Genomic DNA, 16,743 nt, shown 5'->3' with positions numbered 1-16,743 from the left:
GGGCTCCGGGACGGCGCAGTTGAGGATTGCGTCAGCCTGCGCTATTGTTGGACGTTGCGCTGGCTTCCTCCTGCCCATCCCTTACTCGCACCCGAACACCGCAGTACAGCCTGAGCCAGGTCCGTCGGCTCGATTCAGGACTGTCACCTCGTGGTTGGGCTGTGCGTGAGGCCGGACAGAGCGTTCGCCAGCCGAACCAACGGTCGATATTCGCAGCGATCGGGCCCGGTGAGAACCGGGATCCGCTGGCCGCATTAGGTGCTGGAAGGATGCATCTTGGCAGTCTCCCGCCAGAGCAAAAAGAACGCTTCAGGTACTACCACTCACAATTCTCCCAACAGCTCCGTGCCCGGGGCTCCCAACCGGGTGTCCTTCGCCAAGCTGCGTGAACCCCTCGAGGTTCCGGGTCTGCTCGACGTGCAGACCGACTCGTTCCAGTGGCTGATCGGGGCGCCGCAGTGGCGCGAGAAGATGGCCCAGCAGACCGGTGCTGCGCCCAAGGGTGGTCTCGAAGAGGTGCTCGAAGAGCTGTCCCCGATCGAGGACTTCTCCGGCTCCATGTCGCTGTCGTTCTCCGACCCGCGGTTCGACGAGGTCAAGGCCCCCGTCGAGGAGTGCCGCGACAAGGACATGACCTACGCCGCCCCGCTGTTCGTCACCGCGGAGTTCATCAACAACAACACCGGTGAGATCAAGAGCCAGACGGTGTTCATGGGTGACTTCCCGATGATGACCGAGAAGGGCACGTTCATCATCAACGGCACCGAGCGGGTGGTGGTGTCCCAGCTGGTGCGTTCGCCGGGCGTGTACTTCGACGCCAACATCGACAAGTCCACCGAGAAGACGCTGCACTCGGTCAAGGTGATCCCGGGCCGTGGCGCCTGGCTGGAGTTCGACGTCGACAAGCGCGACCTGGTCGGCGTCCGGATCGACCGCAAGCGCCGCCAGCCGGTCACCATCCTGCTCAAGGCGCTGGGCTGGACTTCCGAGGCGATCCGGGAGCGGTTCGGCTTCTCCGAGATCATGATGTCGACGCTGGAGAAGGACAGCGCCGCCAGCCCCGACGAGGCGCTGCTGGACATCTACCGCAAACTGCGTCCGGGCGAGCCGCCCACCAAGGAGTCCGCGCAGACGCTGCTGGAGAACCTGTTCTTCAAGGAGAAGCGCTACGACCTGGCGCGAGTGGGTCGCTACAAGATCAACAAGAAGCTGGGTCTGACCGCCAACCCGGGCGAGGCGCAGCCGACCACGCTGACCGAAGAGGACATCGTGGCCACCATCGAGTACCTGGTGCGCCTGCACCAGGCCGCTCAGGACGGCGTCTCGGCCACCATGACGGTGCCGGGCGGTGTCGAGGTTCCCGTCGAGGTCGACGACATCGACCACTTCGGCAACCGGCGGCTGCGCACCGTGGGTGAGCTGATCCAGAACCAGATCCGGGTCGGCCTGTCCCGGATGGAGCGGGTGGTCCGTGAGCGGATGACGACGCAGGATGTCGAGGCCATCACGCCGCAGACCCTGATCAACATCCGCCCGGTGGTCGCCGCGATCAAGGAGTTCTTCGGCACCAGCCAGCTCTCCCAGTTCATGGACCAGAACAACCCGCTGTCGGGCCTGACCCACAAGCGCCGCCTGTCGGCGCTGGGCCCGGGTGGTCTGTCCCGGGAGCGGGCCGGCCTGGAAGTCCGTGACGTGCACCCGTCCCACTACGGCCGGATGTGTCCGATCGAGACCCCGGAAGGCCCCAACATCGGCCTGATCGGTTCGCTGTCGGTGTACGCGCGGGTCAACCCGTTCGGCTTCATCGAGACGCCCTACCGCAAGGTGGTCGACGGTGTGGTCACCGACGAGATCCACTACCTGACCGCCGACGAGGAGGACCGCCACGTCGTGGCGCAGGCCAACTCGCCGCTGGAGGACGACGGCCGCTTCACCGAGGAGCGGGTGCTGGTCCGCCGTAAGGGCGGCGAGGTCGAGTACGTGTCCTCGGCCGAGGTCGACTACATGGACGTCTCCCCGCGCCAGATGGTGTCGGTGGCCACGGCCATGATTCCGTTCCTCGAGCACGACGACGCCAACCGTGCCCTGATGGGCGCCAACATGCAGCGTCAGGCGGTTCCGCTGGTGCGCAGCGAGGCGCCGCTGGTGGGCACCGGCATGGAGTTGCGCGCCGCGATCGATGCCGGGGACGTGATCGTCGCCGACAAGACCGGTGTCATCGAGGAGGTCTCTGCCGACTACGTCACGGTGATGGCCGACGACGGCACCCGGCAGACCTACCGGATGCGCAAGTTCAACCGGTCCAACCACGGCACCTGCGCCAACCAGCGTCCGATCGTCAACGCCGGCCAGCGCGTGGAGGCCGGTCAGGTGATCGCGGACGGCCCGTGCACCGACAACGGTGAGATGGCCCTGGGCAAGAACCTGCTCGTGGCGATCATGCCGTGGGAAGGGCACAACTACGAGGACGCGATCATCCTGTCCAACAGGCTGGTCGAGGAGGACACGCTGACCTCGATCCACATCGAGGAGCACGAGATCGACGCCCGCGACACCAAGCTGGGCGCCGAGGAGATCACCCGGGACATCCCGAACGTCTCCGATGAGGTGCTGGCCGATCTCGACGAGCGCGGCATCGTCCGTATCGGCGCCGAGGTCCGCGACGGCGACATCCTGGTCGGCAAGGTCACCCCCAAGGGCGAGACCGAGCTGACGCCCGAGGAGCGGCTGCTGCGTGCGATCTTCGGCGAGAAGGCCCGCGAGGTCCGCGACACCTCGCTGAAGGTGCCGCACGGTGAGTCCGGCAAGGTCATCGGCATCCGGGTGTTCTCCCGCGAGGACGACGACGAGCTGCCGGCCGGGGTCAACGAGCTGGTGCGTGTCTACGTCGCGCAGAAGCGCAAGATCTCCGACGGTGACAAGCTCGCCGGCCGCCACGGCAACAAGGGCGTCATCGGCAAGATCCTGCCGGTGGAGGACATGCCGTTCCTGCCGGACGGCACGCCGGTCGACATCATCTTGAACACCCACGGTGTGCCGCGTCGTATGAACATCGGTCAGATCCTGGAGACCCACCTGGGTTGGATCGCCAAGACCGGATGGAACATCGATGTGGCGGCCGGTGTGCCGGACTGGGCGGACCAGCTCCCCGAGGAGCTGTACGCCGCCGGAGCGGACACCCGCACCGCGACCCCGGTGTTCGACGGGGCGCGGGAGGCCGAGCTGCAGGGCCTGCTGGCCTCGACCCTGCCCAACCGGGACGGCGAGGTCATGGTCAACGGCGACGGCAAGGCGAGGCTGTTCGACGGCCGCTCCGGTGAGCCGTTCCCGTACCCGGTGACCGTCGGCTACATGTACATCATGAAGCTGCACCACCTGGTGGACGACAAGATCCACGCGCGTTCCACGGGTCCGTACTCGATGATCACCCAGCAGCCGCTGGGCGGTAAGGCGCAGTTCGGTGGCCAGCGGTTCGGTGAGATGGAGTGCTGGGCCATGCAGGCCTACGGTGCGGCGTACACGCTGCAGGAGCTGCTGACCATCAAGTCCGACGACACCGTCGGCCGGGTCAAGGTCTACGAGGCGATCGTCAAGGGCGAGAACATCCCCGAGCCGGGTATCCCGGAGTCCTTCAAGGTGCTGCTCAAAGAGCTGCAGTCGCTGTGCCTCAACGTCGAGGTGCTGGCGAAGGACGGTGCGGCGATCGAGCTGCGCGAAGGCGAGGACGAGGACCTGGAGCGGGCAGCCGCGAATCTGGGAATCAACCTGTCCCGCAACGAATCCGCTTCTGTGGAAGACCTGGCCTAGTTACTAGTTACTAATCCCGCAAGGGGAAAGGGAGTTACGTGCTCGACGTCAACTTCTTCGATGAGCTCCGCATCGGCCTGGCAACCGCGGAGGACATCCGGCAATGGTCCTACGGCGAGGTCAAGAAGCCGGAAACGATCAACTACCGCACGCTCAAGCCCGAGAAGGACGGCCTGTTCTGCGAGAAGATCTTCGGACCGACTCGCGACTGGGAGTGCTACTGCGGCAAGTACAAGCGGGTGCGCTTCAAGGGCATCATCTGTGAGCGCTGTGGCGTTGAGGTGACTCGCGCCAAGGTGCGTCGTGAGCGGATGGGCCACATCGAACTGGCCGCCCCGGTCACGCACATCTGGTACTTCAAGGGCGTGCCGTCGCGCCTGGGCTACCTGCTGGACCTGGCGCCCAAGGACCTCGAGAAGATCATCTACTTCGCGGCCTACGTCATCACCAGCGTCGACACCGAGATGCGCCACAACGAGCTGTCCACGCTGGAAGCCGAGATGGTCGTCGAGAAGAAGGCGGTCGAGGACCAGCGCGACGCCGACCTGGAAGCCCGCGCCCAGAAGCTCGAGGCCGACCTGGCCGAGCTCGAGGCCGAGGGTGCCAAGGCCGATGTGCGCCGTAAGGTTCGCGACGGTGGCGAGCGCGAGATGCGCCAGCTGCGCGACCGTGCCCAGCGTGAGCTGGACCGCCTCGACAACATCTGGGACACCTTCGTCAAGCTGGCTCCCAAGCAGCTGATCGTCGACGAGACCGTCTACCGCGAGCTGGTGGACCGCTACGGCGAGTACTTCACCGGCGCCATGGGTGCCGAGTCGATCCAGAAGCTCATCGAGACCTTCGACATCGACGCCGAGGCCGAGTCGCTGCGCGACATCATCAAGAACGGCAAGGGCCAGAAGAAGCTTCGCGCCCTCAAGCGCCTGAAGGTGGTCGCCGCGTTCCAGCAGTCGGGCAACTCCCCGATGGGCATGGTGCTCGACGCGGTGCCGGTGATCCCGCCGGAGCTGCGCCCGATGGTCCAGCTCGACGGTGGCCGGTTCGCCACCAGCGACCTCAATGACCTGTACCGCCGGGTCATCAACCGCAACAACCGGCTCAAGCGACTGATCGATCTGGGTGCGCCCGAGATCATCGTCAACAACGAGAAGCGGATGCTGCAGGAGTCGGTCGACGCGCTGTTCGACAACGGCCGTCGTGGCCGGCCGGTCACCGGACCGGGCAACCGCCCGCTGAAGTCCCTGAGCGACCTGCTCAAGGGCAAGCAGGGCCGGTTCCGTCAGAACCTGCTCGGCAAGCGTGTCGACTACTCGGGCCGTTCGGTTATCGTCGTCGGTCCCCAGCTCAAGCTGCACCAGTGCGGTCTGCCCAAGCTGATGGCGCTGGAGCTGTTCAAGCCGTTCGTGATGAAGCGGCTGGTCGACCTGAACCACGCGCAGAACATCAAGAGCGCCAAGCGGATGGTGGAGCGGCAGCGCCCCCAGGTGTGGGACGTCCTCGAAGAGGTCATCGCCGAGCACCCGGTGCTGCTCAACCGTGCACCCACGCTGCACCGGCTGGGCATCCAGGCCTTCGAGCCGCAGCTGGTGGAAGGCAAGGCGATCCAGCTGCACCCGCTGGTCTGTGAGGCCTTCAACGCCGACTTCGACGGCGACCAGATGGCCGTGCACCTGCCGCTGAGCGCCGAGGCGCAGGCCGAGGCCCGCATCCTGATGCTGTCGAGCAACAACATCCTGTCGCCGGCGTCGGGTCGTCCGCTGGCCATGCCGCGACTGGACATGGTCACGGGCCTGTACTACCTGACCACCGAGATCGAAGGTGACACAGGCGAATACACCCCGGCCGCCAAGGATCGCCCGGAGACCGGCGTGTACTCCTCGCCGGCCGAGGCGATCATGGCCGTGGACCGCGGCGCGCTGAGCGTGCGGGCGCGGATCAAGGTGCGTCTGGACCAGCTGCGGCCGCCGGCCGACGTGGAGACCGAGCTGTTCGGCGAGAACGGCTGGCGTCCGGGCGGCGCCTGGATCGCCGAGACCACGCTGGGTCGGGTCCTGTTCAACGAGCTGCTGCCTGCCGGGTATCCGTTCGTGGACAAGCAGATGCACAAGAAGGTTCAGGCCGTCATCATCAACGACCTGGCCGAGCGCTACCCGATGATCGTGGTCGCGCAGACCGTCGACAAGCTCAAGGACGCCGGCTTCTACTGGGCCACGCGTTCGGGGGTCACGGTGTCGATGGCCGACGTGCTGGTGCCGCCGCGCAAGAAGGAGATCCTCGACTCCTACGAGGAGCGCGCCGACAAGCTGGAGAAGCAGTTCCAGCGTGGTGCTCTCAACCGGGACGAGCGCAACGAGGCGCTGGTGGAGATCTGGAAGGAAGCCACCGAAGAGGTGGGTCAGGCGCTGCGTGACCACTACCCGTCCGACAACCCGATCATCACGATCGTGGACTCCGGTGCGACGGGTAACTTCACCCAGACCCGGACGCTGGCCGGCATGAAGGGTCTGGTGACCAACCCCAAGGGTGAGTTCATCCCGCGCCCGATCAAGTCCTCCTTCCGTGAGGGCCTGACCGTGCTGGAGTACTTCATCAACACCCACGGCGCCCGAAAGGGCCTGGCGGACACCGCGTTGCGTACCGCCGACTCGGGTTACCTGACTCGTCGTCTGGTGGACGTGTCCCAGGACGTGATCGTGCGCGAGCACGACTGCGGCACTGAGCGCGGCATCGTCGTCGACTTGGCCGAGGTCCAGGCCGACGGTTCGCTGATCCGCAACCCGTTCGTGGAGACGTCGGCGTACGCCCGCACGCTGGCCGTGGACGCGGTCGACAGCAACGGCAACGTTGTCGTCGAGCGTGGACACGACTTGGGCGACCCGTCGATCGAGGCGCTGCTGGCGGCCGGTGTCGCCAGCGTCAAGGTGCGCTCGGTGTTGACCTGCGCCACCGGAACCGGGGTCTGCGCCACCTGCTACGGCCGCTCGATGGCCACCGGCAAGCTGGTCGACATCGGTGAGGCGGTCGGTATCGTCGCCGCCCAGTCCATCGGTGAGCCCGGCACGCAGCTGACCATGCGTACCTTCCACCAGGGTGGCGTCGGTGAGGACATCACCGGCGGTCTGCCGCGGGTTCAGGAGCTCTTCGAGGCCCGGGTGCCGCGCGGCAAGGCGCCGATCGCCGACGTCGCCGGTCGGGTGCAGCTCGAAGAGGGCGAGAAGTTCTACAAGATCACGATCGTGCCGGATGACGGTGGCGAGGAAGTGGTCTACGACAAGCTGCCCAAGCGTCAGCGGCTGCGCGTGTTCAAGCACGAGGACGGCTCGGAGCGGTTGCTGGCCGACGGCGACCACGTCGAGGTCGGGCAGCAGCTCATGGAGGGGTCTGCCGACCCGCACGAGGTGCTGCGTGTGCAGGGACCCCGTGAGGTGCAGATCCACCTGGTCAACGAGGTCCAGCAGGTCTACCGGGCCCAGGGTGTGTCGATCCACGACAAGCACATCGAGGTGATCGTCCGGCAGATGCTGCGCCGGGTGACCATCATCGACTCGGGCGCCACGGAGTTCCTGCCCGGTTCGCTGACCGAGCGGGCCGAGTTCGAGACTGCGAACCGCCGCGTGGTGGCCGAGGGCCTTGAGCCCGCGGCCGGCCGTCCGGTCCTGATGGGTATCACCAAGGCGTCGCTGGCCACCGACTCGTGGCTGTCGGCGGCCTCCTTCCAGGAGACCACCCGCGTGCTGACCGATGCGGCGATCAACTGCCGCAGCGACAAGCTGCAGGGCCTGAAGGAGAACGTGATCATCGGCAAGCTGATCCCGGCCGGCACCGGCATCAACCGGTACCGCAACATCGCCGTTCAGCCCACCGAAGAGGCCCGGGCGGCTGCGTACACGATCCCGTCCTACGAGGATCAGTACTACAGCCCGGACTTCGGCGCCGCCACCGGTGCCGCGGTTCCGCTGGACGACTACGGATACAGCGACTACCGCTAGTCCCTTCTGCGCGAGCAGACGCGATAGCCCCCATTTCGGGTCCGAAATGGGGGCTGTCGCGTCCTTTCGGGGCGGGCGGTCAGTTGTCCACAGGGGTGACTTTTCTGTCGGGCAGGTCTACGCGATCCTCGGCGGATGTCGCTCGACGAGATCTTCGCTGCCAACGGGGGTCTGGCCACCACCCGGCAACTCCTGGATGTGATCAGTATCGACTGGCACATGGGGCCGAAGGCTTTGCTGCACTACCGCTTGAAGGTCACCCGGTTGCAGGAGTGCGGCTGGCTATCGGTTCCCATGACGGTAAGTGACGTTCGCGGGGATCCGGCAGGACTCGTCGGGCGTATCGCTATGTACTTGGACCAGCGCCTCCCCGGGTGATTCTTTCTCGCGAGCAGTCGTGAAAGCCCCCTTTCGTCGCTGCAATCGGGGGCTTTCATGTCTGCTCGCGGGGTGGGGTGAGCACGCAAGGTTGCGGCCCGGCAGCCGACGCGGTTGCATCGTTGGCATGGGGGATGAACTCAAGGACACCACCTTTTCGCGCAAGCAGCGCCGCCAGTACCGGCACAAGATCCAGCAGTGCCTGGATGTCTTCGAGACGATGCTGGCTCAGGCCAGCTTCGACTGCGATCCGCCGCTGACCGGTATGGAGATCGAGGGCAACCTGATCGGCGCCGACTACCGGCCGGCCATGGCCAACGCCGGTGTCCTCTCATCGATCGACGATCCGGCATTTCAGCGCGAACTGGGTTCCTACAACATCGAGTTCAACGTGCCGCCCCGGCAGTTCACGGCGCTGTCCGCGCTGGATCTCGAAGCCGAGGTGCGGGCCCGGCTCAATGCCGCCGAGGCCAAGGCCCGTGCCCACGACGCGCGGATCGTGATGATCGGGATTCTGCCGACGCTGATGCCCGATCACCTGTCCGGGGACTGGATGAGTGACTCCGCGCGGTATGTGGCGCTCAATGACTCGATCTTCGCCGCCCGCGGCGGAGACATCGACATCGACATCGACGGCCCGGAGCCGCTGAACCTGCACGTCGGAGACATCGCGCCGGAATCGGCCTGCACCAGTACGCAATTACACCTGCAAGTCTCGCCGTCAGACTTCGCCAGCCACTGGAATGCCGCGCAGGTGGTGGCCGGCCCGCAACTGGCGATCGGCGCCAATTCCCCCTACTTCTTCGGCCATCGGCTCTGGGCGGAGACCCGGGTGGAGCTGTTCGCCCAGTCCACCGACACCCGCCCCGACGAGCTGAAGAACCAGGGCGTGCGGCCCCGGGTCTGGTTCGGCGAAAGGTGGATCACCTCGATCTTCGACCTGTTCGAGGAGAACGTGCGCTACTTTCCGTCGCTGCTTCCCGAGATCTCCGACGAGGACCCGGCCGACGAACTCGCGCAGGGCCGCACGCCGTAGCTGGCTGAGCTGCGTCTGCACAACGGCACCGTCTATCGCTGGAATCGCCCGGTCTACGACGTCGTGGACGGCCGGCCGCACCTGCGGGTGGAGAACCGCGTCCTGCCTTCGGGCCCCACGGTCGCCGATATGGTGGCCAACGCGGTGTTCTACTACGGTCTGCTGCACCGCCTGGCCCGTGAGCAGCGTCCGCTGTGGACCCAGTTGGGTTTTGCGGTGGCGCACGACAACTTTCGGCGGGCGGCGCGGCACGGCATGGCGGCCCGGCTGTTCTGGCCGGGCCTGGGCGAGGTGAGTGCGGCGGAGCTGACGCGCCGCGAGCTGTTGCCGCTGGCCCGGCAGGGTCTGGAGGAATGGGGCGTGGCAGCCGAGGTGGTCGACCACTACCTGGGCATCATCGCCGATCGGGTAACGACCGGACGCAACGGCGCCACCTGGCAGGTGGCGACGGTTCGGGCGTTGCAGGAGCAGGGCGCCAGCCGAAGCGCCGCACTGTCGGAGATGCTGCGCCGCTACTGCACGCACGTGCACACCAACCAGCCGGTGCACACCTGGCCGATCGAACTGGACTGACCATCGGCGTCGCGGCGCCGGTAGGCTGGCCGCCGTGTTGATCGGATCCCATGTGCGCCCGCAGAATCCGCTGGCAGCCGCCGAGGCCGAGGGGGCCGAGGTGGTGCAGATATTCCTCGGCAACCCGCAGAGCTGGAAGGCACCCAAACCCCGCGACGACGCGGCGCAGCTGCGCGCGGCGGCGCTGCCGATCTATGTCCACGCGCCGTACCTGATCAACGTCGCCTCGCCGAACAACCGGGTGCGCATCCCGTCGCGCACCGTCTTGCAGCAGACCTGCGACGCCGCCGCCGACGTCGGCGCGGTAGCGGTGATCGTGCACGGCGGCCACGTCACCGCCGACGACGACGATCCGCAGGCGGGTTTCGTTCGCTGGCGCAAGGCGCTGGACCGCCTGGAGACCACGGTCCCGGTGTACCTGGAGAACACCGCCGGGGGCGAGTACGCGATGGCGCGGCACTTCGACACCATCGCCAAGCTCTGGGACCACATCGGCGATACCGGTGTCGGGTTCTGCCTGGACACCTGCCACACCTGGGCGGCCGGGGAGTCCCTGCCCGATGCCGTGGAGCGCATCAAGGCGATCACCGGACGCATCGACCTGGTGCACTGCAACGACTCCAAGGACGCCCCGGGTTCCGGGCGGGACCGGCACGCCAACTTCGGTACCGGGCAGATCGACCCGGACCTGCTGGTCGCCGTGGTCAAGGCTGCCGGGGCGCCGGTGATCTGCGAAACCGCGGAGGAGGGCCGCCCGGCTGACATCGCGTTTCTGCGGGAGCGGGTGAGTAGATAATGCAGACGGCGGAAAACCATCCCTTATGGTCGATTCTTCATTGTCGATATGACAGCGGGTTGGTTTTGTGTTAGAAGTATACGTAGGCGCCGTGACTGCGGCGGCTGCGCACTCGTCATCTCGGCACTGGAGGGGGTCCACATGTCTGAGCAACATGGCGTAGGGGGAATGCGCAGCGCCTAGTCCGGCGCCTCAAAAACGACGGCGGTCACGGCCTGAACCTCCCGACTTCAGGCTGTGACCGCCGTTTATTGCGTCTGGTCCCCGTCGGTTACAACCATTGTGCATGCGTGGAAAAACAGTAATATTCCGGTTATGGCCGACACGCACATCGTCACCAACCAGGTACTTCCACTTGAGGGGTTCAACCCCGCGTCGTCCCCGGTCCTGATCGAGGCACTGATCCGCGAGGGCGGCCAGTGGGGCGTCGACGCGGTCACCGAACTCGGCGCCCTGTCCGGATCTCAGCAGGTGCAACGCTGGGGCCAGCTGGCCGACCGCAACCGGCCCGTGCTGCACACCCACGACGTGGTCGGCAACCGGATCGACGAAGTCGAGTACGACCCGGCCTACCACGAGTTGATGCGCGCCGCGATAGCCCACGGCCTGCACGCCGCCCCGTGGGCCGACCCGCGGCCCGGCGCGCACGTCGTCCGCGCCGCGCAGACCGGCGTGTGGACCGCCGAGCCGGGCCACATGTGCCCGATCTCGATGACGTACGCCGTCGTGCCCGCACTGCGCAACAACGCCGAACTCGCCAAGACCTACGAGCCCCTGCTGGCCAGCCGCGTCTACGACCCCGAGCTGAAGGTGCCGGCCACCAAAGCCGGAATCACCGCGGGCATGTCGATGACCGAGAAGCAGGGCGGCTCCGACGTGCGCGCCGGAACCACCCAGGCGGTGCGGGGCGCCGACGGCAGCTACACCCTGACCGGCCACAAGTGGTTCACCTCGGCGCCGATGTGCGACGTGTTCCTGGTGCTGGCGCAGGCTCCCGGCGGGCTGAGCTGCTTCTTCCTGCCCCGCATCCTGCCCGACGGCACCCGCAACCGGATGCGGCTGCAGCGGCTCAAGGACAAACTCGGCAACCACGCCAACGCCTCCAGCGAGGTCGAGTACGACGGCGCCACCGCGTGGCTGGTGGGGCAGGAGGGCCGCGGGGTCTCGGTCATCATCGAGATGGTCAACCTCACCCGGCTGGACTGCGCGCTGGGCAGCGCCACCAGCATGCGGATGGGGCTGGCTCGCGCCACCTACCATGCGCAGCATCGCAAGGCGTTCGGCGCCTACCTGATCGATCAGCCGCTGATGCGCAACGTGCTGGCGGACCTGGCCGTGGAGGCCGAGGCGGCCACCATGGTCGCGATGCGGATGGCCGGCGCCACGGACAAGGCGGTGCGCGGCGACGAGCGCGAGGGCCTGCTGCGCCGGCTCGGTCTGGCGGCCACCAAATACTGGGTCTGCAAACGCGCCACGCCGCACGCCGCCGAGGCGATGGAGTGCCTGGGCGGCAACGGCTACATCGAGGACTCGCTGATGCCGCGGTTGTATCGGGAGGCGCCGCTGATGGGCATCTGGGAGGGGTCGGGCAACGTCAGCGCCCTGGACACGCTGCGCGCGCTGGCCACCGCCCCGCAATCGGCGGAGGTGCTCTTCGACGAACTCGCCGGCGCCGCCGGGCAGGATCAGCGCCTCGACTCCCACGTCGCGGCGTTGCAGACCCAACTGGCCGGCCTCGGATCCGACCTCGTCGCCGCCCAGAACCAGGCCCGCAAAGTCGCCGAGGACATCTGCCTGGCGCTGCAGGGTGCGCTGCTGGTGCGCCACGGCCACCCGGCCGTGGCCGAGGCGTTCCTGGCGACCCGGTTGGCTCATCAGTCCGGCGGTGCATTCGGCACCCTGCCGGGCGGTCTGGACCTCGGACCGATCATCGAGCGCGCACTGGTCAAGGGCTGAGGCCGGCACGCCATGCGGCATCACATCGCCCCGGTCGAATACGACAACCTGCGGACCATGACCTACGAGGTCACCGACCGCGTCGCCCGGATCACCTTCGACCGCCCCGAGCACGGCAACGCGATCACCGCCGACACCCCACAGGAGCTGTCGGCCCTGGTGGAGCGAGCCGATCTGGACCCGAATGTGCACGTGATCCTGGTGTCCGGCCGCGGCGAGGGCTTCTGCGCCGGCTTCGACCTGGGCGCCTACGCCGACGGGTCTGCATCGGCCGGCGGGGAGGACTACCGCGGCACCGTGCTCGACGGAAAGACCCAGGCCGCCAACCATCGCCCGGACAAGCCGTGGGACCCGATGGTCGACTACCAGATGATGAGCCGTTTCGTTCGCGGCTTCGCGTCGCTGATGTATGCCGACAAACCGACCGTGGTCAAAATCCACGGCTACTGCGTGGCCGGCGGCACCGACATCGCGCTGCACGCCGATCAGGTGATCGCGGCCTCCGACGCCAAGATCGGTTATCCGCCGGCCCGGGTGTGGGGAGTGCCCGCCGCGGGACTGTGGGCGCACCGGCTCGGCGACCAGCGCGCCAAACGCCTCCTGCTGACCGGTGACTGCATCACCGGGGCGCAGGCCGCCGAATGGGGGCTGGCGATCGAGGCTCCCGATCCGGCCGACCTCGATGAGCGCACCGAACGCCTGGTGGCCCGGATCGCCGCGATGCCGGTCAATCAGCTGATCATGGCCAAACTCGCGCTCAACACCGCGCTGCTGCAACAGGGCGTGGCCACCAGCCGGATGGTCAGCACCGTGTTCGACGGGGTGGCGCGGCACACCCCCGAAGGCCACGCCTTCGTCGCCGACGCGGTGGCACACGGGTTTCGCGACGCCGTGCGGCACCGCGACGAGCCGTTCGGGGACTACGGCCGGCAGGCCTCCGGGGTTTAGGACGCCACGCCATGCGGATGACGGCGCGCTCGGTAGTCCTGTCGGTGCTTCTGGGGGCGCACCCGGCGTCGGCTACCGCGGCTGAATTGTTGCGCCTCACCAACGGTTTCGGGATCAAAGAGACTGCCCTGCGGGTGGCGCTGACCCGGCTGGTCGCCGCCGGCGACCTGGTGCGCTCCGCCGAGGGCTACGGACTGTCCGAGCGCCTGCTCGAGCGCCAGCGCCAACAGGACGCGGCTCTGGACCCGCAGACCACGGACTGGCACGGTGACTGGCTGGCCGTGGTGATCACCAGCGTCGGCTGCGACGCGCGAACCCGGGCGGGCCTGCGGGCGGGGCTGTCCGAGCGGCGGTTCGCCGAACTGCGCGAGGGGTTCTGGATGCGCCCGGACAATATCGCCGCCGACCTCGACGGCTTGACGCAGCACACCCGGCTGCTCACCGCTCGCGACGACAATCCGGCCGAACTGGCTGCCACGCTGTGGGATCTGACCGGGTGGGCCCAGACCGGCCACGAGCTGCTCGCAGCCATGGCCGAGGCGACGGACATGCCGGCCCGCTTCGTCGTCGCCGCGGCCATGGTCCGTCACCTGCGCCGGGATCCGGTGCTGCCAACCGAACTGCTTCCGGCGGGCTGGCCGGGAGCGCGAATCCGCAGCCGTTATGCGGAGTTCGCGGACGAACTGGCCTCGCGTCGCGACGCGGGCCGAGAGGCGGTGTTGCAATGAACGATTCGGTACGTGTGGAGCGCAGCGGCCCGGTCACCACGGTGATCCTCAACCGGCCGCAGGCGCGCAACGCCGTCGACGGCCCGACCGCAGCGGCGCTGTATCAGGCCTTCGACGAGTTCGACCGCGACCAGTCGGCGTCGGTGGCGGTGCTGTGGGGAGACCACGGAACCTTTTGCGCGGGAGCCGATCTCAAAGCCCTGGGCACCCCCACGGCCAATCAGACCCACCGCAGCGGTCCAGGCCCCATGGGGCCCACCCGAATGATGTTGTCCAAGCCGGTGATCGCCGCGGTGAGCGGCTACGCGGTGGCCGGGGGACTGGAACTGGCGCTGTGGTGCGACCTGCGGGTGGCCGAGGTCGACGCGGTGTTCGGCGTCTTCTGCCGGCGTTGGGGGGTGCCGCTGATCGACGGTGGCACCGTGCGACTGCCTCGGCTGATCGGGCACAGCCGCGCCATGGACATGATCCTCACCGGCCGGGCGGTCAACGCCGAGGAGGCGCTGGCAATCGGCCTGGCCAATCGGGTGGTTCCCCCCGGCCATGCGCGCCGGGCGGCAGAGCGGTTGGCCCTCGAACTGGCCGAGCTGCCGCAGGGCTGCTTGCGTTCGGACCGGTTGTCGGCGTTGCGGCAGTGGGGCCTGGCCGAATCCCACGCGATGGACTGCGAATTCGACAGCATCGAGCGGGTGAGCGAGGAGGCGCTGCGCGGGGCGGGCCGGTTCGCCGGCGGTGCCGGCCGCCACGGCGCCAAAGCGTGAGCGGAGGCCGCGGCGCGCAGCGGGCGGTACCGGTCAGCGTGCTGCGGTGACGGTGTTGCCCGACCCGCGATCGTCGACCTTCGGCCGCCCGTCGCGGTAGGTGACCGAATTGTTGAGCCCGGTCAGCGTCAGCGTTCTACCGATGCGCTCGATGGTGATGCGGTTGTCGGCACCGCTGACGTCGACCGCCTCACAGCTGCCCCGGACCGTCAGCTTGTTGTTGGAACCGGCCACGGTGAGTGACTTGCCGTCAGCGCAGTCCAGGGCCGACGTCGCGCCGAACGACGCGTAGCTGAGCATGTCGGAGAACTGGCCGTCATAGCTTTTGGCGATCCGAGCGGATTCGGGCGCCGGCGAGCCGCAGCCGGTGAGCGCGACCGCCAGCACTGCCATGCCGCCGGCCATCAGCGGGCCGCGGCGCAGCCGGCGACCGCCGGTCACGCCGGTACGCGTTGGAGCCGGTTGGTCATCCCCAGCTCGCGTCCGCGGTCGAACAGCAGGGGATCACCGTTGTGGTAGTAGACGGTCTGGTCGTAGCCGTAGACGGTGACGTCGTTGACGATGTTCTCGGCGATCACGGTGTTCTGCGAACCCTGCATGGTCACCGCCCAGCAGCTGCCCACCGCGTGGATGGTGACGTTGACGCCGTTGACGAACAGCGTCCCGCCGTTGCAGTCCAGGACGTGTGTCTCGTGCACTCCATAGATATGGATGTCGCCGGGCACCGCGTGCGCGGTTGCGGCGCCGCCCAGGCAACCGGCTGCCAGAGCCAGCAGCGCGCCGGCCCACGCGGTCCATTTCATCGACGGGCACCTCTCGCCAGACCCAATTTCGGCAAAGCTTACGTCGGACGCGCGGGCGCGTACTCGGGTTCCCCCTCTGATCGGTCGATTAGAGTTCTGTGCTGACCTCCTCCGGCCAATCTGAAGGGCGTATTCCATGTCAGCTCGACCAGATCCGCCCGCCGCGGGGGGTCGCTCGCGCGCCAACGGCAAATCGGGGGCGCGCCCGGTCAAGCTGAGCCGCGACGGGATCGTCAACGCCGCCCTGAACTTTCTGGACCGGGAGGGCTGGGATGCCCTGACTATCAATGCATTGGCCACTCAGCTGGGCACCAAGGGGCCGTCGCTGTACAACCACGTGCACAGCCTGGGCGATCTGCGGCGCGCCATGCGCATGCGTGTCATCGACGACATCCTCGAGATGCTGACCCAGGTCGGCCAGGGCCGCGCCCGCGATGACGCGGTGCTGGCGATGGCCGGTGCATACCGCAGCTATGCCCACCATCACCCGGGCCGGTATTCGGCGTTCACCCGGATGCCGCTGGGCGGCGACGACCCGGAGTACACCGCCGCGGCCACCCGGGCTGCCGCCCCGGTGATCGAGGTGCTGATGTCCTATGGGCTCGAAGGGGAGAAGGCCTTTCACGCGGCCCTGGAGTTCTGGGCGGCCATGCACGGATTTGTGCTGCTGGAGATGACCGGAGTCATGGACGACGTGGACACCGACGCGGTCTTCGCCGACATGGTGCGCAGGCTGGCTTCGGCGATGGACAGCCGCACCGAGTAGCCGCGGGAGGCCGGCGTCGACGCGCTTTGACCTGCCAGAGTGTTGGCGGGTATTGTGGTAGCTCGTGCCTGGCCACCGAGGCGCGTTTGGTGACATAACGCGCGCGCCTGGCCCAATTCGCATGTCCATTATGCAGCGGAGTAATCCGCGGCGGCCCATGCGACACGCCCGACCGCGGGGTAGCGGTGGGGCACAGACTGCA

General features: G+C 67.6%; 11 protein-coding genes and 1 pseudogene. 10 read left to right on the top strand and 2 right to left on the bottom strand.

From position 1 onward, the window contains the following. Positions 1–258 precede the first annotated feature (258 nt). From rpoB to AWC02_RS05205, 9 genes and pseudogenes are all read left to right on the top strand, one after another. On the top strand, positions 259–3,807 hold the full coding sequence (gene rpoB / locus AWC02_RS05245) for a DNA-directed RNA polymerase subunit beta (protein WP_085127728.1): 3,549 nt from the start codon (positions 259–261) through the stop codon (positions 3,805–3,807). A gap of 38 nt (positions 3,808–3,845) precedes the next feature. Beyond that, complete coding sequence (locus tag AWC02_RS05240; protein WP_085127727.1) at positions 3,846–7,796, top strand: DNA-directed RNA polymerase subunit beta'; 3,951 nt, start codon at positions 3,846–3,848, stop codon at positions 7,794–7,796. Between the two features lie 135 nt (positions 7,797–7,931). After that, positions 7,932–8,174: a hypothetical protein gene (locus tag AWC02_RS05235; protein WP_085127726.1), complete on the top strand. Its 243-nt coding sequence runs from the start codon at positions 7,932–7,934 to the stop codon at positions 8,172–8,174. A gap of 127 nt (positions 8,175–8,301) precedes the next feature. Next, positions 8,302–9,783: pseudogene (locus tag AWC02_RS05230) on the top strand (glutamate-cysteine ligase family protein). A 34-nt stretch (positions 9,784–9,817) separates the two neighbouring features. After that, the gene (locus AWC02_RS05225; protein ID WP_085127725.1) at positions 9,818–10,579 is read left to right on the top strand and encodes a deoxyribonuclease IV; all 762 of its coding nucleotides are present in this window, start codon (positions 9,818–9,820) and stop codon (positions 10,577–10,579) included. 315 nt (positions 10,580–10,894) lie between these two features. Then, a complete protein-coding gene (locus tag AWC02_RS05220) occupies positions 10,895–12,535 on the top strand; it encodes an acyl-CoA dehydrogenase family protein (RefSeq protein ID WP_085127724.1) in 1,641 nt (546 codons plus the stop codon). A 12-nt stretch (positions 12,536–12,547) separates the two neighbouring features. Further along, positions 12,548–13,483, top strand: coding sequence for a crotonase/enoyl-CoA hydratase family protein (locus tag AWC02_RS05215; protein ID WP_085127723.1), 936 nt, complete (start codon positions 12,548–12,550; stop codon positions 13,481–13,483). Positions 13,484–13,500: 17 nt separating this feature from the next. Next, entirely contained in the window at positions 13,501–14,211 is a 711-nt protein-coding gene (locus AWC02_RS05210) for a PaaX family transcriptional regulator C-terminal domain-containing protein (protein ID WP_085127760.1), read from the top strand. Beyond that, positions 14,208–14,972, top strand: coding sequence for a crotonase/enoyl-CoA hydratase family protein (locus AWC02_RS05205; RefSeq protein WP_085127722.1), 765 nt, complete (start codon positions 14,208–14,210; stop codon positions 14,970–14,972). The genes AWC02_RS05210 and AWC02_RS05205 overlap by 4 nt, the downstream gene beginning before the upstream one ends. Positions 14,973–15,005: 33 nt before the next feature. On the opposite strand, the gene AWC02_RS05200 is transcribed toward AWC02_RS05205, so the two are convergent. Beyond that, positions 15,006–15,413 carry a DUF3060 domain-containing protein gene (locus AWC02_RS05200; RefSeq protein WP_237160331.1) on the bottom strand — a complete coding sequence of 136 codons (408 nt, stop codon included), beginning with the start codon at positions 15,411–15,413 and terminating at the stop codon, positions 15,006–15,008. Continuing rightward, positions 15,410–15,775 (bottom strand): DUF3060 domain-containing protein, encoded by a 366-nt coding sequence (locus AWC02_RS05195; RefSeq protein ID WP_085127721.1) that lies wholly within the window; start codon positions 15,773–15,775, stop codon positions 15,410–15,412. The genes AWC02_RS05200 and AWC02_RS05195 overlap by 4 nt, the downstream gene beginning before the upstream one ends. Before the next feature lie 136 nt (positions 15,776–15,911). Between AWC02_RS05195 and AWC02_RS05190 the strand changes: the two genes are divergently transcribed. Next, on the top strand, positions 15,912–16,541 hold the full coding sequence (locus AWC02_RS05190) for a TetR/AcrR family transcriptional regulator (protein WP_085127720.1): 630 nt from the start codon (positions 15,912–15,914) through the stop codon (positions 16,539–16,541). Positions 16,542–16,743 lie beyond the last annotated feature (202 nt).

Origin of the sequence: Mycolicibacter engbaekii, assembly GCF_002101585.1 — a bacterium.
GTDB lineage: Bacteria > Actinomycetota > Actinomycetes > Mycobacteriales > Mycobacteriaceae > Mycobacterium > Mycobacterium engbaekii.
The sequence above is the reverse complement of the archived record's forward strand: the minus strand, read 5'-3'. Positions and strand labels throughout refer to the sequence as shown.